This window comes from Leifsonia sp. L25 (assembly GCF_050632895.1).
Window position 1 is genome coordinate 1 of the sequence record NZ_JBODRZ010000005.1, and the last position, 24,263, is coordinate 24,263.

Here is a 24,263-nt window from a genome sequence, read left to right on the forward strand (position 1 = left end):
CTAGAGGACGTCGCCGACCCTGTGGACGCGGATGTCGTTGGTGGTTCCGGGGATCCCGGGAGGGGATCCGGAGATGATGATGACCTTGTCGCCGTTCTCGGCGCGACCCGTCGACTTCAGGGCCTCGTCCACCTGGGCGACCATCTGGTCGGTGTGGGTGACGCGATCCACGACGAACGACTCGACGCCCCAGAACAGGGACATCCGGCGGCGCACCGACTCCTCGGGCGTGAACGCGAGGATCGGGATCTTGTTGCGCAGGCGTGCCATCCGGCGGGCCGACTCGCCCGACTCGGTGAACACGCAGAGGTACTTGGCCTCCACGAAGTCGGCGACCTCGGTGGCGGCCAGCGTGATCGCGCCCGACTGCGTGCGCGGGCGGGTGCCGAGCGGCTGGATGCGGTCGAGGCCGTGCTCCTCGGTCGACGTCACGATGCGGGCCATGGTGGCCACGGTGATCGCCGGGTACTCGCCGACGCTCGTCTCGCCCGAGAGCATCACCGCGTCGGCACCGTCGAGGACGGCGTTGGCGACGTCGGAGGTCTCCGCGCGGGTCGGGACCGGGCTGGAGATCATCGACTCGAGCATCTGGGTGGCGACGATGACCGGCTTGGCTGCACGTCGGGCCAGCTCGACCGCCCGCTTCTGCACGATCGGGACGGCCTCCAGCGGCAGCTCCACACCGAGGTCGCCGCGCGCGACCATGATGGCGTCGAACGCCTCGATGATCTCCTCGAGCGCCTCGACGGCCTGCGGCTTCTCGATCTTGGCGACGACGGGGACTTTGCGGCCCTCCTCCGCCATGATCTCGTGCACGCGCTCGATGTCGGCGGCGTTGCGCACGAACGACAGCGCGATGATGTCCGCGCCGAGCTTGAGGCCCCAGCGCAGGTCGGCCTCGTCCTTCTCGGACAGCGCGGGCACGTTGACCGCGACGCCGGGGAGGTTGATGCCCTTGTTGTTGGACACCGGGCCGGCGACGATCACCTCGGTGGTGACGACGTTGCCCTCGACCTCGACGACGCGCACACGCACCTTGCCGTCGTCGATCAGGAGGAAGTCGCCCGGCTTCACGTCGTTGGGCAGGCCCTTGAACGTGGTCGAGGAGATCTCCTTGGTGCCGATGATGTCGTCGGTGGTGATCTTGAAGATGTCACCCTGCGCGAGATCGTAGGGGCCGGCCTCGAACTTGCCGAGACGGATCTTCGGACCCTGGAGGTCGACGAGGACCGCGACCGGCTTCCCCGCGTCGTCGGCGGCCTTGCGCACATTAGCGTAGACCCCTTCGTGCACGTCGTAGCTGCCGTGGCTCAGATTCATCCGAGCGACGTCGACGCCCGCATCGATGATCGCGCGGATGTTGTCGTAGCTGGAGGTCGCCGGACCGAGGGTCGCGACGATTTTCGCCCTTCTCATGGGTTTTTAGTGCTCCGTGATTCTCGCACCTGTGATGGCGCGTTCTCGTGGTGGAGGGGATCAGACGAGGATGCCCCGGTCGGTGGGTCGGACCGGGGACGGCAACTCCGTCTCCCCTTCAAGATACCGGTCGACGGCGGCTGCCGCTGCCCGGCCCTCTGCGATAGCCCATACGATGAGCGACTGTCCGCGGCCCGCGTCGCCGGCGACGAACACGCCCGCCTCGCTGGTCTGGTAGTCGCCGTCGCGGGCCACGTTGCCCCGGTCGTCGAACGGGAGACCGAGCTGGGAGCCCAGGCCCTCCTGCTCCGGACCGGTGAAGCCGAGCGCCAGGAGGACGAGGTCCGCGGGGATCTCTCGCTCGGTCCCGGCCTTCGGCACGCGGCGGCCGTCGAGGTACTCGGTCTCCGCGACGCGGAGGGCCTTCACCTCGCCGAACTCGTTCGCGAGGAACTCGACGGTGGACGCGAGGTACTCGCGCGCGCCGCCCTCCTCGTGGGCGCTCTGCACCTCGAACAGCGTCGGGGTCATCGGCCACGGCTGGTGCGCGGGGCGCTCCGCCGGCGGCTGCTTGCCGATCGCCAGGTTGGTCACGCTGGCCGCGCCCTGCCGGTGCGCGGTGCCGATGCAGTCGGCGCCGGTGTCACCGCCGCCGAGCACGATGACGTGCTTGCCGTCCGCCGTGATCTGGTCGGCGATCTGGTCGCCCGCGCCCGCCTTGTTCTGCTGGACCAGGTACTCCATCGCGAAGTGCACGCCCGCGAGGTCGCGGCCCGGGATCGGGAGGTCGCGCGGCACCATCGCGCCGGTGGCGACCACGACCGCGTCGTAGCGCGCGCGGAGGTCGTCCCAGGCGATGTCGCGGCCGATGTCGACGCCGGCGCGGAACCGGGTGCCCTCGGCCATCATCTGGTTCAGCCGCGCCTCGAGGTGCTTCTTCTCCATCTTGAAGTCCGGGATGCCGTAGCGCAGCAGGCCGCCGATGCGGTCGTCCCGCTCGTACACGGCGACCGTGTGGCCGGCGCGGGTGAGCTGCTGGGCCGCGGCGAGGCCGGCGGGGCCGGAGCCGACGACCGCGACCGTCTTGCCGGTGAGGCGCTCCGGCGGGTGCGGCTGCACCCAGCCGTTCTGCCAGGCCTGGTCGATGATCGACACCTCGACCTGCTTGATCGTCACGGCGGGCTGGTTGATGCCGAGCACGCACGACGACTCGCAGGGCGCGGGGCAGAGCCGGCCGGTGAACTCCGGGAAGTTGTTGGTCGCGTGCAGGCGCTCGATGGCCTGACGGCCCTCCCCGCGCCACATCAGGTCGTTCCACTCCGGGATGAGGTTGCCGAGCGGGCAGCCCTGGTGGCAGAACGGGATGCCGCAGTCCATGCAGCGTCCGGCCTGGCGGCGGAGCTGCGCCGGGTCGCCGGCCTCGTAGACCTCTTTCCAGTCCATGAGCCGGACCGAGACGGGACGGCGCTTCGGCAGCTCCCGCTCGGTCGTCTTCAGAAAGCCTTTGGGATCAGCCACCGTATGCACCTCCGTCATCGAAACCTTTGGGATCAGGCAGCATCATCCGCCGGTCACCTCCAAGATCCGATTCCACACAATGTCGCCGTCGGGGTCGAGCCCCTCGTCGACGGCCTCCTGACGCATCTGCAGCACTGCTGCGTAGTCGCGCGGCAGCACCTTGACGAACTTCGCCACCGTGGCGTCGAAGTCCGCGAGCATCCGCTCGGCCAGGGCCGACCCGGTCTCGGCGCGGTGCTGCTCCAGCAGGTCGCGCACGATCTCGATGTCGGCGCTGCCGAGCGGCAGCAGCTCCAGCTCTCCGGTGGCCAGCGCGTCGCGGTTGACCCGCTCGCGCTTCAGGTCGTACACGTACGCCGCGCCGCCGGACATGCCGGCGCCCAGGTTGCGGCCGGTGCCGCCGAGTATGACCGCGAGGCCGCCCGTCATGTACTCCAGCGCGTGGTCGCCCACGCCCTCCACCACCGCGGTCGCGCCCGAGTTGCGGACCAGGAAACGCTCGCCCACGATGCCGCGGATGAACATGCTGCCCTGCGTCGCGCCGTAGCCGATCACATTGCCCGCGATGACGTTCCGCTCGGCCGGGAAGACGCTGCCCTGAGGCGGGCGCACGACGATCCGGCCGCCGGAGAGACCCTTGCCGACGTAGTCGTTGGAGTCGCCCTCCAGCCGGAGCGTGATGCCCGCGGGGAGGAACGCGCCCAGAGACTGGCCGGCGGACCCCGTCAGCGTGATGTCGATCGTGCCGGTCGGGAGGCCGTTCTCGCCGTGGCGGGCCGTGACCTCGTGACCGAGCATGGTGCCGACAGCGCGCTCGGTGTTGCGGATCGGCAGCGACAGCGACAGCGACGCGCCCTCCGCGCCGGGGTGCGACGCCAGCACATCGTGCGCGGCCTGGATGAGCTGGTTGTCGAAGTGCTCGTCCAGCTCGTGGTCCTGGGCGCGGCCGTTCTTGCGCGGCGCGGACTCCGGGAACTCCGGCCCGCGCAGGATCGGCGTGAGGTCGAGCCCCGACGCCTTCCAGTGCTCGATCGCACGGTCGGCGTCCAGCAGCTCGGCGTGGCCGATCGCCTCGTCCAGGCTGCGGAAGCCGAGCTCGGCGAGGTACTCGCGCACCTCCTGTGCGATGAACTCGAAGAAGTTGACGACGAACTCCGGCTTGCCCGAGAACCGCGAGCGCAGCTCCGGGTTCTGGGTGGCGACGCCGACCGGGCAGGTGTCGAGGTGGCAGACGCGCATCATGACGCAGCCGGAGACCACCAGCGGCGCCGTCGCGAAGCCGAACTCCTCGGCGCCGAGCAGCGCGCCGACGATGACGTCGCGGCCGGTCTTGAGCTGGCCGTCCACCTGCACCACTACGCGCTCGCGCATCCCGTTGAGCATGAGCGTCTGCTGCGTCTCCGCGAGGCCCAGCTCCCACGGCGTCCCCGCGTGCTTGAGCGAGTTGACCGGGGACGCTCCCGTGCCGCCGTCGTGGCCGGAGACCAGGATGACGTCGGCCAGCGCCTTCGCCGTCCCGGCCGCGACCGCGCCGATGCCGGACTCGCTCACCAGCTTGACGTGCACCCGTGCCTGCGGGTTCGCGCGCTTCAGGTCGAAGATGAGCTGCTTGAGGTCCTCGATCGAGTAGATGTCGTGGTGCGGGGGCGGCGAGATCAGCCCGACGCCCGCGGTCGCGTGCCGGGTGCGGGCGACCCACGGGTAGACCTTGGTCGGCGGGAGCTGGCCGCCCTCGCCGGGCTTGGCGCCCTGGGCGAGCTTGATCTGGATGTCGTCCGCGTGGGTCAGGTACATCGACGTGACACCGAACCGGCCCGAGGCGACCTGCTTGATCGCGCTGCGCCGCTCCGGGTCGAGCAGGCGGTCGAGGTCCTCGCCGCCCTCGCCGGTGTTCGACTTGGCACCGAGGCGGTTCATCGCGATGGCGAGGGTCTCGTGCGCCTCCTTGGAGATGGAGCCGTAGCTCATCGCCCCGGTGGAGAAGCGCTTGACGATGGACTCCACAGGCTCGACCTCGTCGATCGGGACCGCAGGACGCTGGCCGGTGCGCAGCGTGAACATGCCGCGCAGCGTCATCAGCGACTCGGCCTGGTCGTCCACGAGCTTGGTGTACTCGCGGAAGACGTCGTACCGGCGCGTGCGCGTGGAGTGCTGCAGGCGGAAGACCGTCTCCGGGTTGAAGAGGTGCGGCGAGCCGTCGCGGCGCCACTGGTACTCGCCGCCGGTCTCCAGCCGCTCGTGCGCGAGGATCGCGCCCTCCGGCGGGTAGGCCGCGGTGTGCCGCGCCAGGTTCTCCGCCGCGATGACGTCGATGCCGACGCCGCCGAGCTTGCTGGTGGTGCCGGTGAAGTACTGGTCCACGAACTCCTGGCTGAGGCCGACGGCCTCGAACGCCTGGGCGCCCGCGTACGACGACACGGTGGAGATGCCCATCTTGGACATGATCTTCAGCACGCCCTTGCCGAGCGCCTTGATGACGTTCTTGACCGCCTTCTCGGGCGTCACGTTCGTGATCATCCCGCTGCGGACGAGCTCCTCGCAGGTCTCCATCGCCAGGTACGGGTTGATGGCGGAGGCGCCGTAGCCGATCAGCAGCGCGACGTGGTGCACCTCGCGGACGTCGCCGGCCTCCACGATCAGGCCGCACTTCATGCGGTTCTCGGCGCGGATCAGGTGGTGGTGCACGGCCGCGAGCATGAGCAGCGACGGGATGGGCGCGAGGTCCTTGGTGGAGTCGCGGTCGCTCAGCACGATGAACTGGGCGCCGGCTTCGATGGCCTCGTCCACTTCGTCGCACATCTCGGCGAGCCGCGCCTGCATGGCGTCGGGCCCGGCGTCGGAGCGGTACAGGCCGCGCAGGGTCGTCGTGAGCCGGCTTCCCGGGCGCGGGTCGATGTGCTGGATCTTCGCCAGCTCGTCGTTGTCGATCACCGGGAAGTCGAGGACGACCTGCCGCGCGTGCTCCGGGCCGGCGCTGAGCAGGTTGCGCTCCGGGCCGAGGCCGAGGGCCAGGGAGGTGACGACCTCCTCGCGGATGGAGTCGAGCGGCGGGTTGGTGACCTGCGCGAACTGCTGGGTGAAGTAGTCGAACAGGAGCCGGGGGCGCTGCGAGAGAACGGCGACCGGCGTGTCCGACCCCATCGCACCGAGCGGCTCGGCCCCGGTCGTCGCCATCGGCTTCAGCAGGACGCGCACCTCCTCCTCGGTGTAGCCGAAGGTGCGCTGGCGGCGCGTGACGGAGGCCGGGGTGTGCACGATGTGCTCGCGCTCCGGCAGGTCCTTGAGGTTGATCCGGCCGTCGGCCAGCCACTCGCCGTAGGGCGCGCCCGCGGCGAGCTCGGACTTGATCTCGTCGTCCTCGATCAGGCGACCGGCGACGGTGTCGACCAGGAACATCCGGCCGGGGCGCAGGCGGCCCTTGCGCACGACGCGGCTCGGCTCGATGTCGAGCACGCCGATCTCGGAGGCGAGCACCACCAGGCCGTCGTTGGTGACGACGTAGCGGCCGGGGCGCAGGCCGTTCCGGTCGAGCGTCGCGCCGACGAGGGACCCGTCGGTGAACACGATCGCAGCGGGGCCGTCCCACGGCTCCATGAGCATGGAGTGGTACTCGTAGAAGTCTCGGCGGACCGGGTCGATCTCGGTCTGGTTCTCCCAGGCCTCCGGCACCATCATCATGACGGCGTGCGGCAGCGAGCGGCCGGTGAGCGAGATGAGCTCCACGACCTCGTCGAACGACGCCGAGTCGGAGGCCCCGGGCGTCACGATCGGCAGCACGGGCGACAGGTCGCCGAGCAGTTCGCTCTCGAGCTGCGACTGGCGGGCGCGCATCCAGTTGCGGTTGCCCGACACCGTGTTGATCTCACCGTTGTGCGCGATCATCCGGAACGGCTGCGCGAGCGGCCACGACGGGAACGTGTTGGTGGAGTAGCGCGAGTGCACCAGGGCCAGTTTGGACGCGAAGCGCTGGTCGGAGAGGTCCGGGTAGAACGGCTCGAGCTGGAGGGTGGTGACCATGCCCTTGTACACGATCGTCCGGCTGGACAGCGATGAGAAGTACAGGTCGAGCTCGCGCTCGGCGCGCTTGCGCAGGAAGAACGTCAGCCGGTCGAGCGCGATTCCGGCGACCGGCTCACCGCGTCCGCCGCCCTGCTCGTCGACACGGGTGCTCGCGACGAAGAGCTGCTCGATGACGGGCATCGCGTCGCGCGCCAGCGTTCCGAGTTCCTCCGGGCGGACCGGGACCGGACGCCAGCCGAGCACCGTGAGGTCGTGCTCGGCCGCGATCACCTCGACGGCGGTCTTCACGCTCTCGCGTGCGGCGGCGTCGGTCGGCAGGAAGGCGTTGCCCACCGCGTACCGGCCCGCGCCGGGCAGTTCCAGCCCGGAGACGGCGCGCAGGAACGCGTCGGGGACCTGCGTGATGATGCCCGCGCCGTCGCCGGTGCCGGCGTCGGAGCCGACCGCGCCGCGGTGCTCGAGGTGGCGCAGCGCTTCGAGCGCAGCGTCGATGATGTCGTGACCGGCGGTGCCGCGCAGCGTGGCGACCATCGCGAGGCCGCACGCGTCCTTCTCGGCGGCGGGGTCGTAGAGACCCTGCTTGCCGGGAACGGTGCTGAACCGGGAGTGGGGAGGCGTGACCGCCATATTTCGACCGTCCTCACAGTGTCGTGGATGTGGGGATGTGGAGTGCGGGGACGCCTTCGGCCCGATGCTGGGAGGTTCCGCCGCAACTGCGCCGGGCTTGTGTGCGGCCCGGGGATCGGTGCGGTCAGGTAGTGCTTACGGGATCAGCCTCTACGGGTGGGGGTTCTGAGCCGGCGGAGATCATCCGCGCGACGGGCTTGTGGCCTTGGCTCCGGCGGACGCGGTGGGCTCCCCGTCGCCATCGACGAAGTCCTCGTCGTCCGAGTCCGTGTCGTCAGAGTCTACCTCAGCATCGGGGCGAACCCATTCACGGCCCGGTCGGTAGACGCCCGGCTCGAGTCCGGGGTGCCGGCGGGACTGCACGACGAAGATCACGATGCCGAGCACGACGGCCAGGAACGCGGCCCACACGTTGCTCTGGATGCCCAGGAACGAGAACTCGCTCGGGTCGATGCGGATCGACTCCAGGTAGGAGCGGCCCAGGCCATACCAGATCAGGTAGACGGCCAGCGTCTTGCCCCACTGCAGGCGCAGCTTCCGCTCCAGGAAGAGGATCACGGCGACGCCGATGACGTTCCAGATGATCTCGTAGAGGAACAGCGGCTGGAACAGCGTGTTGTCGGGCAGGCCGACCGGGATCGCCTTGTTGCCCGAGTCGATCTGCAGGCCCCACGGCAGGTTGGTCGGGAGGCCGAACAGCTCCTGGTTGAAGTAGTTGCCGAGACGGCCGATCGCCTGGGCGAGCAGCAGGGCCGGCGCGAGGGCGTCGGCGACGCTCCAGAAGCGCAGGCCGCCGATGCGGCACGCGATCCAGATGCCGATCGCTCCGCCGATCAGCGAGCCGAAGATGGCGTTGCCGCCCTCCCAGATCGCGAACACGTTGAAGAGGTTCGCGCCGGGGTAGAAGTAGTCGGACGGGTGCGTGAACACGTGGTAGAGCCGCGCGCCGATGATGCCGAGCACGACCGCCCAGAGCAGGATGTCCAGGATGACACCCGGCTCGGCCCCGCGCTTCGTGAGCCGGCGGGAGGTCCAGAGGGCGGCGACCACGATGCCGATCAGGATCATGATCGCGTAGGTCTGGATGCGCCAGTGCAGACCGAAGATGTCGATCGGGATCTGCTGCCACTCGGGCCCCGGGCTCGGGATGCTGGTGACCCAGCCACTCATCGTCGCGACCACGCGATGACTACCTTTCGTATCCGATGGAGTCCGGCGCCGAGCGGCGCACGGCCTCCAGTCTAAGTGTTGGTCGGGGGTGCCGCCGACGCGGCCGGGTCAGGCCGTCGCGCCCTGGCGCACCGTGCCGCGGGCGAGCTCCGCGGCGACGCGTCCGGCCTCCGCGACTCCCCCGTCGGCCAGGGCCTTCACGAGGGCCGAGCCGACGATCGCACCGTCGGCGTACTCCAGCACCTCGGCGACCTGCGCCGCGCTGGAGATGCCGAGGCCCACGCAGGTGCTGGTGGCGCCGGCGTCGCGGAGGCGGCCGACCAGTGTGCGGGCGGCGCTGTCGACGTCGCTGCGGGCGCCGGTGATGCCCATCGTGGAGACGGCGTAGACGAAGCCGCGGCTGTGCTCGACCGTGGAGCGCAGACGGGCGTCGGTCGAGGAGGGCGCCGCGAGGAACACGCGGTCCAGCCCGGCGCGCTCGGAGGCGGCCAGCCAGTCCGCACCCTCGTCGGGGATGAGGTCGGGCGTGATCAGCCCGGCGCCGCCCGCGGCGACCAGGTCGTCCGCGAATCGGTCGACGCCGTACTGCAGGACCGGGTTCCAGTAGGTCATCACCAGGACCGGCACGTCCACGCGCTGCGTGATCTCGCGCACGGCGGTGAAGCCGTCGCGCAGGCGGAAGCCGTTGGAGAGCGCCCGCTGGGTCGCCGCCTGGATGACCGCGCCGTCCATGACGGGGTCGGAGTACGGCAGCCCCAGCTCGATGACGTCGACGCCGTTCTCCGCGAGCGCCACCGCCGCGTCGACGCTGGTCCGGAGGTCCGGGAAGCCGGCCGGGAGGTAGCCGACCAGGGCGCCGGCCGCCTCGGCGTTGCGGCGGGCGATGGTGTCTGCCACGCGGCTCACGACTGCACGGCTCCTTCGTCGATCAGGCCGAAGTAGCGTCCGGCGGTCTCCATGTCCTTGTCGCCGCGGCCGCTGAGGTTCACCAGCACGATGCCGTCCGGACCGAGCTCTTTGCCGAGCTCCAGAGCGCCTGCGAGCGCGTGCGCGGACTCGATTGCCGGGATGATTCCCTCCGTGCGGCTGAGCAGGCGCAGGGCCTGCATCGCGTCAGCGTCGCTCACCGGGCGGTACTCGGCGCGGCCGATCGACGCGAGCCACGAATGCTCAGGACCGACACCCGGGTAGTCGAGCCCGGCGGAGATCGAGTGGGACTCGATGGTCTGGCCGTCCTCGTCCTGCAGCAGCATGCTGCGCGCGCCGTGCAGGACGCCGGGGCGCCCCTTGGTGATGGTCGCGGCGTGCCGCGGGGTCTCCGCGCCCTCGCCGCCCGCCTCGAAGCCGACCAGGCGGACGTCCTCGTCGTCCAGGAACGCGTGGAAGATGCCCATGGCGTTCGAACCGCCGCCGACGCAGGCCGCGACGGCGTCGGGCAGGCGGCCGGTCAGCGCGAGCACCTGCTCGCGGGCCTCCTCGCCGATGATCTTCTGGAGGTCGCGCACCATCTCCGGGAACGGGTGCGGGCCCGCGACGGTGCCGAAGATGTAGTTGGTGTTCCCGACGTTGGTGACCCAGTCGCGCATCGCGTCGTTGATCGCGTCCTTGAGGGTGCGCGAGCCGGTCTTGACGGCGACGACCTCGGCTCCGAGCAGGCGCATGCGGGCGACGTTCAGCGCCTGGCGCTCGGTGTCGACCTCGCCCATGTAGATGGTGCACTCCAGGCCGAACAGCGCGGCGGCGGTCGCGGTGGCGACGCCGTGCTGGCCGGCGCCGGTCTCGGCGATCACGCGGGTCTTGCCGATCCGCTTCGTGAGGATGGCCTGGCCGAGCACGTTGTTGATCTTGTGCGAGCCGGTGTGGTTGAGGTCCTCGCGCTTGAGGATGACGCGCGCACCGCCGGCATGAGCCGCGAAGCGCGGCACCTCCGTGATGATGCTCGGCCTCCCGGTGTAGCTGCGGTGCAGCTCGTCCAGCTCGGCGTGGAACGCGGGATCGGCCTTCGCCGCCTCCCACGCCTCGGTGAGCTCGTCGAGGGCGGCGACGAGCGACTCGGGCACGAAGCGCCCGCCGAACTCGCCGAAGTAGGGTCCGTGTTCAGAACGAAGGGACATCAGGCTCCAAGGAACTGGCCGAGCGTGGCGATCGGATCGCTCGTGACGAGCGCCTCGCCGACGAGCACGACATCAGCGCCCGCCGCCCGGTAGTGCGCGACGTCGGCGGCCGACTTCACGGCCGACTCCGCCACGCGGATGACGCCGGACGGGTACCGGTCGGCCAGGCGGCCGAACAGGTCCGGGTCCAGCTCGAACGTCGAGAGGTTGCGCGCGTTGACGCCCACCAGCTTCGCGCCGATGTCGAACGCGCGGCTCAGCTCGTCCCCGGTGTGCGCCTCCACGAGCGCGGTCATACCGAGGTCGGCGATGAGGTCGTGGAGCTCCACGAGCCGCTGCTGATCGAGCGCGGCGACGATGAGCAGCACGAGGTCGGCCCCCGCGGCTCGCGCCTCGAGCACCTGGTAGGGCTCGGCGACGAACTCCTTGCGGAGCACCGGGAGTGTCACTGCGGCGCGGACCGCCTCGAGGTCGGCGAGCGACCCCTTGAAGCGGCGCTCCTCGGTGAGGACGCTGATCGCGCTCGCTCCCCCGGTCTCGTAGAGGGCGGCGAGGGCGGCAGGGTCGGGGATGTCGGCGAGGTCGCCGCGCGACGGGCTCGCGCGCTTGACCTCGGCGATGATCTTGACCCGCTCGGCGGGCGCGAGGGCCGCGAGCGCGTCGATGGCGGGCTCCCGTGCGGCGGCCGCGGCCTCCACGACCGCGTACGGTCGCTCCGCGCGTCGCCGCTCCGCGTCTTCCAGCGCGCCGGCGACGAGGTCGGCGAGCACGGGCTAGTGGCCCTTCGGGGTGTACTTGGAGCCGCCCACTCCGTAGCCCGCGCGCTTCATGATCCAGCCCACGATCAGTCCGATGATGGCGAGACCGGCGGAGGCCCACACGACGATGGGCGCGTCGTAGAAGAACGCGATGGCGCCGATGGTGAAGGCGATAAGCATGATGATCACGGCCGTCCACGCCGCCGGCGAATGACCGTGGCCTGGATCGACTGACTCGGTGCTCATGGGACTCCTGCACGTCGGGTGCGCGTCCCGGCGGTCCGGAGACCGCTGGCGCGCACGGATTGGTGGATCTGAACCAGTCTAGTGGCTCAGCGGGTGGGGTCGTCGCCGCGACTCAGCTCGTCCCAGCTGTCGATCGCGGAGTCGCGGTCGAGAGAGGTAGGCTCCTCCGCCGCGCCGGATTCGGCAGCCGCGCGAGCCTCGCGCTCGTCGCCCTCCCCAGCGATCTCCCCGGCCGTCTCCTCCGTCTCGGCGGCGCCGTGCAGTCCGGCGAGAGCCTCCTCGGCCGAGCGGCCGTTCTCGCCCGCGAACCGGGCCTGGTACTTGCGCGACGGGCCGGGCCAGGCGCGCACGAAGACGAGGGCGAGCACGCCGGACAGGGCGACCAGCACGCCGCCGACGACTGCGAGCCAGGGCCAGAACGCGGTCGTCGTGCTCTGGACGAGCTTGCGCAGGGAGGCCTCCCCCGCGACGCCGGTCGCCGAGGTGATCGCCGCGCTGGCGGCCTGCAGCGGGTCGCCGAGCACGGCGAGGGCCGAGTAGACCAGCGAGACGCCCAGCAGGACTCCGAGCAGCGCCAGCACGACCCGGAACGCCGGTCCGGCGATCGCGAGCGCCGCGGTGAGCGCGAGGCCTGCCAGCGAGAGCGCCGTCAGCGCCGGCGCGGCGGCCGAGCCGGCGACGGTGACCGTCCCGGCGTGGTTCGCCACGTCCCGGACCTGGATGGTGAACCAGGTCTGCGTCGCCGACAGCAGTCCGAGGCCGCTCCCCACCAGGAGGGCGAGGAGGGTCAGATACTTGACGCGGCGGTTCTCAGTCCGCACCGTGCACCCGTCTCATCCCATTGGCCACCGCGACCGCGCGCAGCGGCGCGGCCGCCTTGTTCTGCGACTCCTGGAACTCCAGGCGCGGCACCGAGTCCGCGACCAGGCCGCCCCCGCCTGCACGCGCGCGACGCCGCCCAGGATGGTCGCCGTGCGGATCGCGATGGCGAGGTCGGCGTCGCCGGCGAAGTCGAAGTAGCCGATCACTCCCCCGTACACGCCGCGCTGCGCAGGCTCCAGCTCGTCGATGATCCGCAAGGCCATCGGCTTGGGCGCGCCGGAGAGGGTGCCGGCGGGGAAGGTCGCCCGGAACACGTCGATCGCGCCGGAGGTCGGCAGCAGGTCGCCCTCCACCGAGGAGACGATGTGCATGATGTGGCTGAACCGCTCCACGCGCATGAACTCGGTCACCTCGACGCTGCCGGCCGCGCAGACCTTGAGGAGGTCGTTGCGGGCCAGATCGACGAGCATCAGGTGCTCGGCGCGCTCCTTGTCGTCGGCGAGCAGGGAGGCCTCCAGGTCGAGGTCCTCCTCCGGCGTCGCGCCACGCGGCCGGGAGCCGGCGATGGGGTGCGTGAACGCGCGACCCTCCTGCACCTTGACCAGCGCCTCCGGCGAGGAGCCGACGATCTGGTACGGCTCGCCGTCCGGGCGCTCCAGCGACAGCAGGTACATGTACGGGCTCGGGTTCAGGGCCCGCAGCACGCGGTAGACGTCGAGCGCGGAGGCGGTGCACTCCAGCTCGAAGCGCTGCGAGATGACGACCTGGAAGATGTCGCCGGCGACGATGCGCTCCTTCGCGGTCTCGACCGACGCGAGGAAGTCCTCCTCGCGGGTGCGGGACTCCGGGTGCGCGGGCGCGCCGAGGTCGACCTCGGCCAGCCACGCCTCCGAGGGCTGCGCGAGTTGCTGCTGCATGCGGTCCAGGCGCTGCTGGGCGTCGCTCCAGAGCGCGTCCGCGTCCTGCTCGCCGTCGGCCAGTGCGTTGGCGATGAGCTTGACGGTGCCCGAGCGGTGGTCGATCACGACCAGGTCGGCCACGAACGCCATCGCCTGACCGGGAACGTCGACGTCCGCCGGCGGCCGGTGCGGCAGGCGCTCGAGCTGGCGCACGGCCTCCCAGCCGATGAAGCCGACGAGGCCGCCGGTCAGCGGGGGCAGCCCGGGGATGCGCGGCGTCCGCCAGCGCTCATGCAGCGCCGCGAGCGCGTCGAGCGGACCGCTCGGGACGGCGCTGCCCAGGGCGCGCTCGGCGGAAACACCGTAGTCGAGCCAGCGCACGTCGTCGCCGTCCTGCGTGAGCATGCCGAACGACGCGGCCCCCACGAACGAGAAGCGCGACCAGATGCCGCCCTGTTCGGCGGACTCCAGCAGGAAGGTGCCGGGGCGGCCGGCGGCGAGCTTGCGGTAGATGCCGACCGGGGTCTCGCCGTCGGCGAAGAGCTCGCGGACCACCGGCACCACGCGGTGCTCGGCGGCCAGCGCGGCGAACTCGTCGCGTCCGGTGGTGCCGTCGGCGGTCGCGATCACAGGTCGGACCCCATCTCCGCGACCAGTTCGTCGGTCTCCGCCCCGCCAACGGCGGGGGCGAGCACGTCGGCGTCGAAGCAGGTGCGCGTGCCGGTGTGGCAGGCAGCGCCGACCTGGTCGACGGTCACGAGCAGGGTGTCGCCGTCGCAGTCGAGCGCAGCGCCCTTCACGTACTGGACGTGGCCGGACGTGTCGCCCTTCCGCCAGTACTCCTGCCGGGAACGCGACCAGAACGTCACGCGGCCCTCGGTGAGCGTGCGGCGCACGGCCTCGGCGTCCATCCAGCCCATCATGAGCACCTCGCGGGAGTCCCACTGCTGGATGACGGCGGGCACCAGCCCGGCGTCGCTGAAGCGGATCCGTCCGATCACGTCGTCCATTCCGGTCACGAGCGCACCTCCAAGCCTGCGCGCAGCAGTTCGTCCTTCACGTCGCCGATGGTCATCTCGCCCGAGTGGAACACGCTCGCCGCGAGCACGGCGTCCGCCCCGGCGTCGATCGCGGGGACGAAGTCGCCGATCGCGCCCGCGCCGCCCGAGGCGATGACCGGGACCCGGCTGATCGCCCGCATCTCGCGGATGAGCTCCAGGTCGAAGCCCTCCTTGGTGCCGTCGGCGTCGATCGAGTTGACCAGGAGCTCCCCGGCGCCGAGCTCGATCGCCCGCGCCGCCCACTCCAGGGCGTCGATCCCGGTCTCGGTGCGGCCGCCGTGCGTCGTGACCACGAAGCCGGAGGAGGTCGCCGCCGAGCGCTTGACGTCGAGCGAGAGCACGAGCACCTGCGCGCCGAAGCGCCGGGCGATCTCCGCCACCAGCTCCGGGCGGGCGATCGCGGCCGAGTTGACGCCGACCTTGTCGGCGCCGCTGCCCAGCAGCTTGGCGACGTCCTCCGTGCTGCGCACGCCGCCGCCGACCGTGAGCGGGATGAAGACCTGCTCGGCGGTCGCGCGCACCACGTCGTAGGTGGTCGCCCGGTCGTCGACCGTGGCCGTGACGTCGAGGAAGGTCAGCTCGTCCGCACCCTGCTCGAAGTACCGCCTCGCCAGCTCCACGGGATCGCCCTGGTCGCGCAGGTTCTGGAAGTTGACGCCCTTCACGACGCGTCCGGCGGCCACGTCGAGACAGGGGATGACCCGGACCGTGACGCTCATCAGATCCGCGCCGCGTGGATCGAGGTGACCAGGATCGCCCGGGCGCCGAGCTCGTAGAGTGCGTCCATGACGTGGTTGGTGCTGTCGCGCTTGATCATCACGCGCACCGCGACCCAGTCGGGCTCGCCGAGCGGTGACACAGTCGGCGACTCCACCCCGGGCGTGAGCGCGACGGCCTGCTCCAGCAGCGCGACCGGGAGGTTGTAGTCGACCAGCACGTACTGGCGGGCGACCATGACGCCCTGGAGCCGGCGGAGCAGGGTGTCGACGCCCGCCGCGGGCGACGGCGAGGAGACCAGCACGGCCTCGGACTCCAGGATGACCGGGCCGAAGATCTCCAGTCCCTGCTTGCGAAGCGTGGAGCCGGTCTCGACCACATCGGCGACCGCGTCCGCGACGCCGAGGCGCACCGCGGACTCCACCGCACCGTCGAGCTTGATCAGGGAGGCGTCCACGCCGTTCTCGGCGAGGAAGCCGCCGACCAGGCCGAGGTAGCTCGTGGCGACGCGCTTGCCCTCCAGGTCGGCGAGGTCGGTGTACGCGCCGGCCGGCCCGGCGAAGCGGAAGGTCGAGGCGGCGAAGTCGAGCGCCGCGATCTCGGCGGCGGGCGACTCCGAGTCGATCAGGAGGTCGCGTCCGGTGATGCCGACGTCGAGGGCGCCGGAGCCGACGTAGGTCGCGATGTCGCGCGGTCGGAGGTAGAAGAACTCCACCCCGTTGCGCGGGTCGGCGACGATGAGCTCCTTGGGGTCGCGGCGGCCGTTGTACCCGGCCTCGTGGAGCATCTGCGCCGCGGTCTCGGAGAGGGAGCCCTTGTTGGGAACGGCGATCTTCAGCATGGTGTGGTGGCTTTCGTGACGTGACTGACGGTGGCTACGGATTCATTCGGTCCAGGGCGGTCGTCACAGATGTCGGTACACGTCGGCCGGCGTGAGGCCCTTGGCCAGCAGGAGCACCTGGAGGTGGTAGAGGAGCTGGGAGATCTCCTCGGCCGTGGCCTCGTCGGACTCGTACTCGGCGGCCATCCAGACCTCGGCGGCCTCCTCCACGATCTTCTTTCCGATGGCGTGCACGCCCGCGTCCAGCTCGCGAACCGTCCCGGAGCCCTCCGGGCGGGCCTCGGCCTTCTCGCTGAGCTCGGCGAAGAGGTCGTCGAAGGTTTTCACCGTTACAGCGTACCGGTCATGGAGCGCGGGTCGCTCCGCGTGACGCCGCCCGGCGGCGGCGACCGTGCGTGATGTGCTAATGTCGCCAGGTCTCATCTGACATACCATCTCAACGAGGAGATCTCCTTGGCATCGACCGCCTCCCCCGTGTCCACCGGCCGCGCCGCGTTCTGGCCCCTGCTCCTGTGCTGGGTGATCGTCGCGCTGGACGGCTTCGACCTGGTGGTGCTCGGCACCGTCATCCCCACCCTGCTGAGCACGAAGGAGCTCGGCTTCGACGCCCAGGCCGCCACGGCGGTCGCCACGGCCGGGTTGATCGGCGTCGGCATCGGCGCGCTCACCGTCGGCCCGCTCGCCGACCGCTACGGCAGGAGGCTGTGCCTGCTGCTCTGCGTGACGGTGTTCTCGCTGTTCACGCTCGCCATCGTGATCGCCCCGAACGTGTTCGTCTTCGGGCTGCTCCGCGTGCTTGCCGGGCTGGCGCTGGGCGCCTGCCTGCCGGTCGCCATCGCGTACGTCACCGACCTGATGCCGGGCACGCGCGCGGGGAGGGCGACCACCCTGACGATGACCGGCTACCACGCCGGCGCGGTCCTCACCGCGCTCATCGCCATGTCCGTCATCCCCGACTGGCGGATACTGTTCGTGATCGGCGGCGTCGCCGGGCTCGTCACCGTCCCGCTGATCCGGCTCGCCCTGCCCGAGGCACGCAGGGAGCGCACGGCGGCGCCACGCCCGACGGTGCGCCGGCTGGTCGAGCGGCGCTACGTCACGATCAGCGTCGGCGTCTGGGTGGCGTCCTTCATGGGGCTGCTGCTGGTCTACGGGCTCAACACCTGGCTGCCGCAGCTCATGCGCGACGCCGGCTACGGCTCCACCGACGCGCTCGGGCTCCTGCTCACCCTGAACGCGGGCGCCGTCACCGGCCTGGTCCTCGCGGGGATCGTCGCCGACCGGTCCGGGACCAAGCGGGTGGCGATGGTCTGGTTCGCGCTCGCGGCCGTGCTGCTGGCGATCCTCAGCGTCCGGATGGAGGAGGTGACGATGCTGTACGCAGCGGTCTTCGTCACCGGCGTCTTCGTGTTCTCGGCGCAGGTGCTCGTCTACGCGTTCATCACCCAGCTCTACCCGCAGGAGATCCGCGGCACCGCGCTCGGCTTCGCCGCGGGCATCGGCCGGCTCGGCGCGATCCTCGGCCCGGCGGTGACCGGGACGCTCGTCACGCTCGGCCTGGCCTACCCCGGCGGCTTCTACGTGTTCGCCGCGACGGCGCTGCTCGCGGTCGCCGCGCTGTCGATCATTCCCGCCCGCGCTCCCGCCGTGGTGACGGAGGCGGCGCCGGCACAGGGTTGACGGGGCGGCGGCGCCGCCCGTCCGCGAGGAGACTCAGTGGGCGTGCGCCGCCGCCGCTGTCCGCAGGCGGGCGATCCGCTCCGCCGGCTGGCCGCGGAAGACACTGGACCCGGCAACGAACGTGTCTGCGCCGTTCTCCGCCGCCGTCACGATGGTCTCCTCCGTGATCCCGCCGTCGACCTGCAGCCAGACGTCCAGGCCCCGGGCCTCCACCGCCTCCCGCAGCGACCGCAGCTTGGGCATGGTCTCGGCCATGAACGACTGGCCGCCGAAGCCGGGCTCCACGGTCATCACCAGCACCTGGTCGAACTCCGGCAGCAGGTCGAGGTAGCCCTCGGCGGAGGTGCCGGGCTTGAGCGCGATCCCAGCACGGGCGCCGAGGGAGCGCAGCCGGCGAGCGAGGCCCACCGGGTCGGCCGCGGCCTCGGCGTGGAAGGTCACCGAGAACGCACCGAGCTCGGCGTAGCCGAGGGCCCAGCGGTCGGGGTCGTCGATCATCAGGTGCACGTCCAGCGGGATGGGGCTGACGTCCTGGATGCGTCCCACCATCTGCGGGCCGAACGTGAGGTTGGGCACGAAGTGGTTGTCCATGACGTCGACGTGCACCAGGTCGGCCGTGGCGATGGTGTGGAGGTCGCGCTCCAGGTTCACGAAGTCGGCCGCCAGGATGCTCGGGTTGATGCGCGTCACCATGACTCCAGCCTATGGGGCGGAGGCGGCGGAACCGGTCAGACGGGCTTCTCGAGCACGGCGATGAACATGGCGTCGGTCAGGTGGCGGTGCGGCCAGAGCTGGACGAAGTCGGAGTCGCCGGCGAGGTCGAGTCGATCCTCGGCGACGGACTGCACGATGTCCGCCGTCCCCACCGGCCGAAGGGAACCCCTGTGGCGGTCGAGGGCGTCTGCCACGATCGCCCGGGTCTCCGCGACGTGCGGCGAGCAGGTGACGTAGGCGAGGAGTCCGCCCGGCTTGAGCGCCGCCACGGCGGAGTCGACGAGCTGCGCCTGGAGGACGGTCAGCTCCGCCACATCGCGCGGGGTCTTCCGCCAGCGGGCCTCCGGCCTGCGCCGCAGCGCGCCGAGGCCCGTGCAGGGGGCGTCGAGCAGGATGCGATCGAACGTCTCCGGTTCCTCCGCGCCGATCGCGATGCCGTCACGCTCCCAGACCGGCACGTCGAGCGGCACGGCCGCGAGGGCGCGCCGGACAAGCTCGGCGCGGGCCGGCACCACCTCGTTCGCGACCAGGTCCGCACCGCCCGCGAGCGCTTCGGCGGCGAGCAGCGCCGCCTTGCCGCCGGGGCCGGCGCACAGGTCGAGCCAGCGCTCCCCGGCTCGACCGGGCGGGCGCGGGTCAGCGCGAGCGCCGCAAGCTGAGAGCCTTCGTCCTGCACGCGGAGTCGGCCCTCCGCCCCGGCGACGAGTCCCTGCGGGTCGCCGCCGCCCGCGGTGAAGCCGACCGGCGAGAACCGGTCGGGGCGTGCGCCCTCTGGCGCGTCGGCAAGGCCGGGCAGCGCGACCAGGTTCACCCGTGGGGCGGCGTTGTCGGCCTCCAGCAGCGCCTCCAGCTCCTCGCCGCGGCCCTCGGACTCCAGCGAACGGTGGAAGGCGCGCACGATCCACGCCGGGTGCGAGCTGAGCGCGGCATAGCGCTCATCGTCGTTCTTCGCATCCGCCAGCACGCGGGCGCGCCACTCCTCCGGCGTCGAGCGGCCGATCTCACGGAGCACGCCGTTGACGAACCCGGTGCCGGAGCGGCTGCCGACCTGGCGCGCGAGGGCCACCGACTCGTTGACGGCGGCGTGCGACGCCACGCGCGTCGACAGGAGCTGGTGCGCGCCGAGCCGCAGGACGTCGAGCAGCGGCGGGTCGATCTTGTCCACGGTGCGTCCGGCGGCGCGGGCGATCACCCGGTCGTAGTAGCCCTGCATCCGCAAGGTGCCGTAGGTCAGCTCGGTGGCGAGCGCGGCGTCGGCCGGTGACAGTCCCGCCCGGGTGATGCGGCCGGGCAGCAGGAGGTTGGCGTAGGCGTCCGACTCGCGGACGGCGGAAATGACGTCGAGGGCGACCGTGCGGGACGGCTGGACGCGGGTGCGCTGCGCACTGCTGCGCCCGCGGTCGTTGCGCCGGTAGTCGTTCATGACAGCACCGCCTCCCCGCCGGCGCCGCGCCACCAGTCGGCGGCGTCCATCGCGCGTTTGCCCGCGGGCTGCACCGTGAGGAGTTCGAGCGGGGTCGTGCCTGTGCCCACCTCGATGCGGCCCTCGGTCGCTGCGACCACGCCGGCGGGGAGGGACAGCCCGGTGGCCGGACGCGCCGCGTGGATTTTGAACCGCTCGCCGTCGAGAAGCGCCCAGGCGCCCGGCTCCGGGGTCACCCCGCGCAGCCGTGCGTAGACCTCCTCCACCGGCTGACTCAGGTCGAGGTGGGCGTCGTCGATGGTCAGCTTGGGGGCGAGCATCGGCTCGCCGGACTGCGGCACGGCCTCCGCGGTGCCGTCCGCGAGGCCGGCGACGGTGTCCACGAGCAGCAGCGCGCCGTCGGAGGCCAGGGTGTCGAGCAGTTCCCCCGCCGTCGCGTCGGCCGGGATCGGGATCCGCAACTCGGAGAACACGTCCCCCGCGTCGAGCCCGGCCACAAGCTGGAACACGGCGGCCCCGGTCTCCGTGTCGCCGGCCATCACGGCGCGCTGGACGGGCGCGGCGCCCCGCCAACGCGGCAGGAGCGAGAAGTGCAGGTTGACCCAGCCGAGCCGCGGCGTCGAGAGCAGCGGCTCCCGGACCAGTCCGCCGTACGCGACGATCACGCCGAGGTCGGCCTCGAGGCGCGCGACCTGCTCGGTGACGCCGTCGTCCAGCCGGTTGGCCTTGATGACCGGGAGGTCGAGGGCGGCCGCGGCGTCGGCGACCGGCGACGGCGTCAGCACGCGCTTGCGGCCGAGCGGCGCGTCCTCGCGGGTGATGACGGCGGCGATGTCGAACCGCTCGGCGAGGGCGTTCAGGGAGGGGACGGCGACGGCGGGGGTGCCGGCGAAGACGAGTCGCATGTCAAGGTTCTTTCGGTCTGGTCCAGCCCCCGAGTCTACCCGCGCCCCGCACCTGCCGAAGGGCTCGAGGGGATCAGAGGATCTCGGGGTCGTCGAAGCGGACGCGGAGTGTCGGCGCGGGGCGGTAGCCGGGGCGGCCTCCCGGAGGCCGCCGGCGCTGGGTCGCGTTGCGCACCACCGTCGCCCGGACGGCCGCGGCGACCTCGGCGCCCTTCGCGTACTCGAACCGCAGGACGGCCCGGACCGTCTTCTCGTCGACCTCGGCCGGGCCGAGCACGTCGATCAGCAGGTCCGGATCGACCGCCTTCAGCACCCCGTCCACGGCCTCCGCGGCCCCCGTCACCGAGGCGAGCCGAACCGCGGGCGGGAACCGGAGCTGGCGGCGGTCGGCCAGCTCCTCGCGGGCGAACTCGACCTGGCGGCCCGTCGCGAAGTCGCGCGCGAGGTCGCCGGAGACGCCGACGAGCACGGTCGGCGCGCCCGCGGCGGCCAGCACCGCGGCGCTCATCCACCAGCGCAAGCAGTTCTCGGCGACGTGCAGCGTCTCATTCGCCAGCATCCGCTCGCCGTCGAGCAGCAGCACCGCCTGGTAGCCGCCCTCCGCGATCGGTTCGGCGCCGCGTGTGGCGACCACGAGCGCGGGGGCGGCGCCGACCCGCTGCACCGGATGGTCGCCGTCCGCGAGGATGACGCGCGTCCCCGGGAACGCACGGCCCAGCTCCTCGGCCGTCCGGCCGGAGCCGGGCGTCGCCATCCGCAGCTTCGTGTGCTCGCAACGGGTGCAGTGCCAGTCGGTGGCGAGCGCCCCGCACACGCCGCAGGACGGCGTCGCACCGGCCCGGCGCTGCCCGAGCGGGCCCTGGCAGCGGGTGCAGTGTGCCGCCTGACCGCAGTGCGCGCAGGACAGCACCGGCACGTAGCCCGGCCGGGCCACCTGGACGAGCACGGGGCCGGGCGGCCGCCCGCTCTCCCCGCTCAGCGCCTCCCGGGCCGCCCGCCACGCGGACGACGGGATGCGCGCAGCACGGGCGGCAGGCTCGTCGGCGCTCTGGTTGGCGGTCAGAACGACCTTCGCCGTGTGCGCGCGCTCCGGCCCGAGGTCGCGGAGCCAGCCGAGGTCGACCAGCCGCTGCGCTTCGACGCTGCGGACCAGCCCGCTCAGCACGAGGGCGCCGCCGTCCAGCTCCTGCCGGACGAGCGCGGCGTCCCGCGTGTGCACGTACGGGCTGAGCGGCTCGGCGAAGAGCGGGTCGCTGTCCTCCCACACCACGATCAAGCCGAGCCGGGCGGCAGGGGCGTAGACCACCGAGCGGTTGCCGATCACGATGCGCGGACCGGAGAGCGCGGCGAGAAAGCCCTGATAGCGTTCCGGGTTCGACTGGGCGGCGTCGGCGCGGACCACCGCGGACGCGGGGGCGATCGCCGCCAGCGCGGCCCCGAGCTGCTCCAGGTCGCGGTGGTCGGGCACGGCGACGATGGCGGTGCTGCCCGTGCGCCAGGTGGCGGTCGCGAGCGCGGCGAGCGTGATCGCCCACTCCCCGACCCACGTGCCGTCCGGGAGCCTGCTCAGTCGCGGGATCGGCCGGAGCGCGATCCGTTCCCCCGCCGCGACCGCGGTCTCCAGTACGCCGGCGCCGTAGCCGCGCACCGGGAACGCGGCGCGCTGAGCCTCGGCGGGCACGTCGGCGGAGGAGCCCGCCGTGCGCGCCGCCAGCCACGCCTTCTCCACCCGCACCATCCGCGGAGGCACGGCGAGCCGGAGGATGTCACTCGCGGTCCCGGCGCTGCGGTCGGCGAGCCGGCGCGCGAGCCGCCACACCGGCTCGGTGAGCACCGGCACCGGGGACACCACGGCCTCCAGCGGGCTCAGCGTTCCGGAGAACGCCTCGTCGGGCTCGGCGAGCTCCACGAGGTAGCCGTCGGCGACCCGTCCCGCCGAGCGCAACGGGACGCGCACCCGCACCCCGGGCACCGCCTGCTCCGCGAGCGCGTCAGGGACGCTGTAGTCGAAAAGATGGTCGAGCTGCGGGAGCGGCGAGTCCAGGGCCACACGGGCGACCGTGGCGGCCGCCGGCACGGCTACAGCCCCGCGGCGGAGCGCAGGTCGTCGACGCGGTCCAGCCGCTCCCAGGTGAAGTCGGGGAGGTCGCGGCCGAAGTGGCCGTAGGTCGCCGTCTGCGCGTAGATCGGCCGGAGCAGGTCGAGGTCGCGCACGATCGCCGCCGGTCGCAGGTCGAACACCTCGCGGATGGCGCGGATGATGCGCTCGTCGGAGACGTTGCCGGTGCCGAAGGACTCCACGTAGAGCCCGACCGGGGCGGCCTTGCCGATCGCGTACGCGATCTGCACCTCGAGCCGGTCCGCGAGGCCCGCCGCGACGGCGTTCTTGGCGACCCAGCGCATCGCGTAGGCGGCCGAGCGGTCGACCTTCGACGGGTCCTTGCCGGAGAACGCGCCGCCGCCGTGCCTGCTCGCGCCGCCGTAGGTGTCGACGATGATCTTGCGGCCGGTGAGCCCGGCGTCGCCCTTCGGGCCGCCGATCTCGAACCGGCCGGTCGGGTTGATGAGCGTGCGGATGTGCGCGGTCTCCAGCCCGGCGGCGTGCATGACCGGCGCGATGACCTCCTCGACGACCTCGGCCTGGAGCTGCTCGCTCGACACGTGCGGCGCATGCTGGGTGGAGAGCACGACGGTCTCCACCGTGCGCGGAGTGTGGCCCTCGTAGCCGATCGTCACCTGCGTCTTGCCGTCCGGGCGGAGGTAGTCGAGGGTGCCGTCCTTGCGCACGGCGGCGAGGCGCTCGGCGAGGCGGTGCGCGAGCCAGATCGGCTGCGGCATGTACTGCGGCGTCTCGGTGGTGGCGAACCCGAACATGATGCCCTGGTCGCCCGCGCCCTGGCGGTCGAGGTCGTCGGTGCTCTGCTCGGTGCGTGACTCGAACGCGTTGTCGACCCCCTGAGCGATGTCGGGCGACTGCGCGCCGATGGAGACGGAGACGCCGCACTGGGTGCCGTCGAAGCTCACATCGGAGGAGTCGTAGCCGATCTCCACGATCTTCTCGCGCACCAGCGCGGGGATCTCGACGTAGCCGTTCGTCGTCACCTCGCCGGCGACGTGGACCAGCCCGGTGGTGACCAGCGTCTCGACGGCGACGCGGCTGTGCGGGTCGACCGCGAGCAGCGCGTCGAGGATGCTGTCGGAGATCTGGTCGCAGATCTTGTCGGGGTGACCTTCGGTGACCGACTCCGACGTGAAGAGGCGCAGATCTGCCATTGTTCTCCTTGATCGCGGCATGGCGGCACGTCCAGGGATGCCGTGGCCCTGGTCGACGA

The 24,263-nt window shown here is 71.8% G+C and carries 18 protein-coding genes and 2 pseudogenes; 1 reads left to right on the forward strand and 19 read right to left on the reverse strand.

The features are described from left to right. The 14 genes and pseudogenes from pyk to ACRAWC_RS25835 form a co-directional block, all read right to left on the reverse strand. Nucleotides 1-1,416, reverse strand: a complete 1,416-nt coding sequence (gene pyk / locus ACRAWC_RS25770; RefSeq protein ID WP_431350030.1) for a pyruvate kinase — start codon at nucleotides 1,414-1,416, stop codon at nucleotides 1-3. 60 nt (nucleotides 1,417-1,476) lie between these two features. Then, on the reverse strand, nucleotides 1,477-2,934 hold the full coding sequence (locus ACRAWC_RS25775; protein ID WP_431350031.1) for a glutamate synthase subunit beta: 1,458 nt from the start codon (nucleotides 2,932-2,934) through the stop codon (nucleotides 1,477-1,479). A 42-nt stretch (nucleotides 2,935-2,976) separates the two neighbouring features. Then, entirely contained in the window at nucleotides 2,977-7,581 is a 4,605-nt protein-coding gene (gene gltB, locus ACRAWC_RS25780; protein WP_431350032.1) for a glutamate synthase large subunit, read from the reverse strand. 180 nt (nucleotides 7,582-7,761) lie between these two features. Further along, nucleotides 7,762-8,751 carry a prolipoprotein diacylglyceryl transferase gene (gene lgt, locus ACRAWC_RS25785; RefSeq protein WP_431350033.1) on the reverse strand — a complete coding sequence of 330 codons (990 nt, stop codon included), beginning with the start codon at nucleotides 8,749-8,751 and terminating at the stop codon, nucleotides 7,762-7,764. 108 nt (nucleotides 8,752-8,859) lie between these two features. Next, complete coding sequence (gene trpA, locus ACRAWC_RS25790; protein WP_431350034.1) at nucleotides 8,860-9,657, reverse strand: tryptophan synthase subunit alpha; 798 nt, start codon at nucleotides 9,655-9,657, stop codon at nucleotides 8,860-8,862. Beyond that, the gene (gene trpB, locus ACRAWC_RS25795) at nucleotides 9,654-10,865 is read right to left on the reverse strand and encodes a tryptophan synthase subunit beta (RefSeq protein WP_431350035.1); all 1,212 of its coding nucleotides are present in this window, start codon (nucleotides 10,863-10,865) and stop codon (nucleotides 9,654-9,656) included. The genes trpA and trpB overlap by 4 nt, the downstream gene beginning before the upstream one ends. Continuing rightward, nucleotides 10,865-11,635: an indole-3-glycerol phosphate synthase TrpC gene (trpC, locus tag ACRAWC_RS25800; protein ID WP_431350036.1), complete on the reverse strand. Its 771-nt coding sequence runs from the start codon at nucleotides 11,633-11,635 to the stop codon at nucleotides 10,865-10,867. Before trpC ends, trpB begins: the two co-directional genes overlap by 1 nt. A gap of 3 nt (nucleotides 11,636-11,638) precedes the next feature. Further along, nucleotides 11,639-11,869: a DUF6704 family protein gene (locus tag ACRAWC_RS25805; protein WP_431350037.1), complete on the reverse strand. Its 231-nt coding sequence runs from the start codon at nucleotides 11,867-11,869 to the stop codon at nucleotides 11,639-11,641. A gap of 86 nt (nucleotides 11,870-11,955) precedes the next feature. Next, nucleotides 11,956-12,690 (reverse strand): Trp biosynthesis-associated membrane protein, encoded by a 735-nt coding sequence (locus tag ACRAWC_RS25810; RefSeq protein WP_431350038.1) that lies wholly within the window; start codon nucleotides 12,688-12,690, stop codon nucleotides 11,956-11,958. Then, a pseudogene (locus ACRAWC_RS25815) lies at nucleotides 12,680-14,220 on the reverse strand (anthranilate synthase component I). The gene ACRAWC_RS25810 and the pseudogene ACRAWC_RS25815 overlap by 11 nt, the downstream one beginning before the upstream one ends. After that, nucleotides 14,217-14,600, reverse strand: a complete 384-nt coding sequence (gene hisI, locus ACRAWC_RS25820; protein ID WP_431350148.1) for a phosphoribosyl-AMP cyclohydrolase — start codon at nucleotides 14,598-14,600, stop codon at nucleotides 14,217-14,219. Before hisI ends, ACRAWC_RS25815 begins: the two are co-directional and overlap by 4 nt. Nucleotides 14,601-14,605: 5 nt before the next feature. Next, entirely contained in the window at nucleotides 14,606-15,370 is a 765-nt protein-coding gene (gene hisF / locus ACRAWC_RS25825) for an imidazole glycerol phosphate synthase subunit HisF (RefSeq protein ID WP_431350039.1), read from the reverse strand. Continuing rightward, entirely contained in the window at nucleotides 15,370-16,209 is an 840-nt protein-coding gene (hisG, locus tag ACRAWC_RS25830; RefSeq protein ID WP_431350040.1) for an ATP phosphoribosyltransferase, read from the reverse strand. Before hisG ends, hisF begins: the two co-directional genes overlap by 1 nt. A 63-nt stretch (nucleotides 16,210-16,272) precedes the next feature. Beyond that, the gene (locus ACRAWC_RS25835; protein WP_431350041.1) at nucleotides 16,273-16,536 is read right to left on the reverse strand and encodes a phosphoribosyl-ATP diphosphatase; all 264 of its coding nucleotides are present in this window, start codon (nucleotides 16,534-16,536) and stop codon (nucleotides 16,273-16,275) included. Nucleotides 16,537-16,662: 126 nt separating this feature from the next. Between ACRAWC_RS25835 and ACRAWC_RS25840 the strand changes: the two genes are divergently transcribed. Then, nucleotides 16,663-17,889: an MFS transporter gene (locus tag ACRAWC_RS25840; RefSeq protein WP_431350042.1), complete on the forward strand. Its 1,227-nt coding sequence runs from the start codon at nucleotides 16,663-16,665 to the stop codon at nucleotides 17,887-17,889. Between the two features lie 33 nt (nucleotides 17,890-17,922). On the opposite strand, the gene rpe is transcribed toward ACRAWC_RS25840, so the two are convergent. The 5 genes and pseudogenes from rpe to metK all read right to left on the reverse strand — a co-directional run bounded on the left by rpe (nucleotide 17,923) and on the right by metK (nucleotide 24,204). Then, nucleotides 17,923-18,582, reverse strand: a complete 660-nt coding sequence (rpe, locus tag ACRAWC_RS25845) for a ribulose-phosphate 3-epimerase (protein WP_431350043.1) — start codon at nucleotides 18,580-18,582, stop codon at nucleotides 17,923-17,925. Nucleotides 18,583-18,617: 35 nt separating this feature from the next. Then, nucleotides 18,618-20,026 (reverse strand): annotated as a pseudogene (locus ACRAWC_RS25850) (RsmB/NOP family class I SAM-dependent RNA methyltransferase). Next, complete coding sequence (gene fmt, locus ACRAWC_RS25855) at nucleotides 20,023-20,931, reverse strand: methionyl-tRNA formyltransferase (protein WP_431350044.1); 909 nt, start codon at nucleotides 20,929-20,931, stop codon at nucleotides 20,023-20,025. Before fmt ends, ACRAWC_RS25850 begins: the two are co-directional and overlap by 4 nt. A 73-nt stretch (nucleotides 20,932-21,004) precedes the next feature. After that, nucleotides 21,005-23,008 carry a primosomal protein N' gene (locus ACRAWC_RS25860; RefSeq protein ID WP_431350045.1) on the reverse strand — a complete coding sequence of 668 codons (2,004 nt, stop codon included), beginning with the start codon at nucleotides 23,006-23,008 and terminating at the stop codon, nucleotides 21,005-21,007. Nucleotides 23,009-23,010: 2 nt separating this feature from the next. Continuing rightward, entirely contained in the window at nucleotides 23,011-24,204 is a 1,194-nt protein-coding gene (gene metK / locus ACRAWC_RS25865; protein ID WP_431350046.1) for a methionine adenosyltransferase, read from the reverse strand. Nucleotides 24,205-24,263 lie beyond the last annotated feature (59 nt).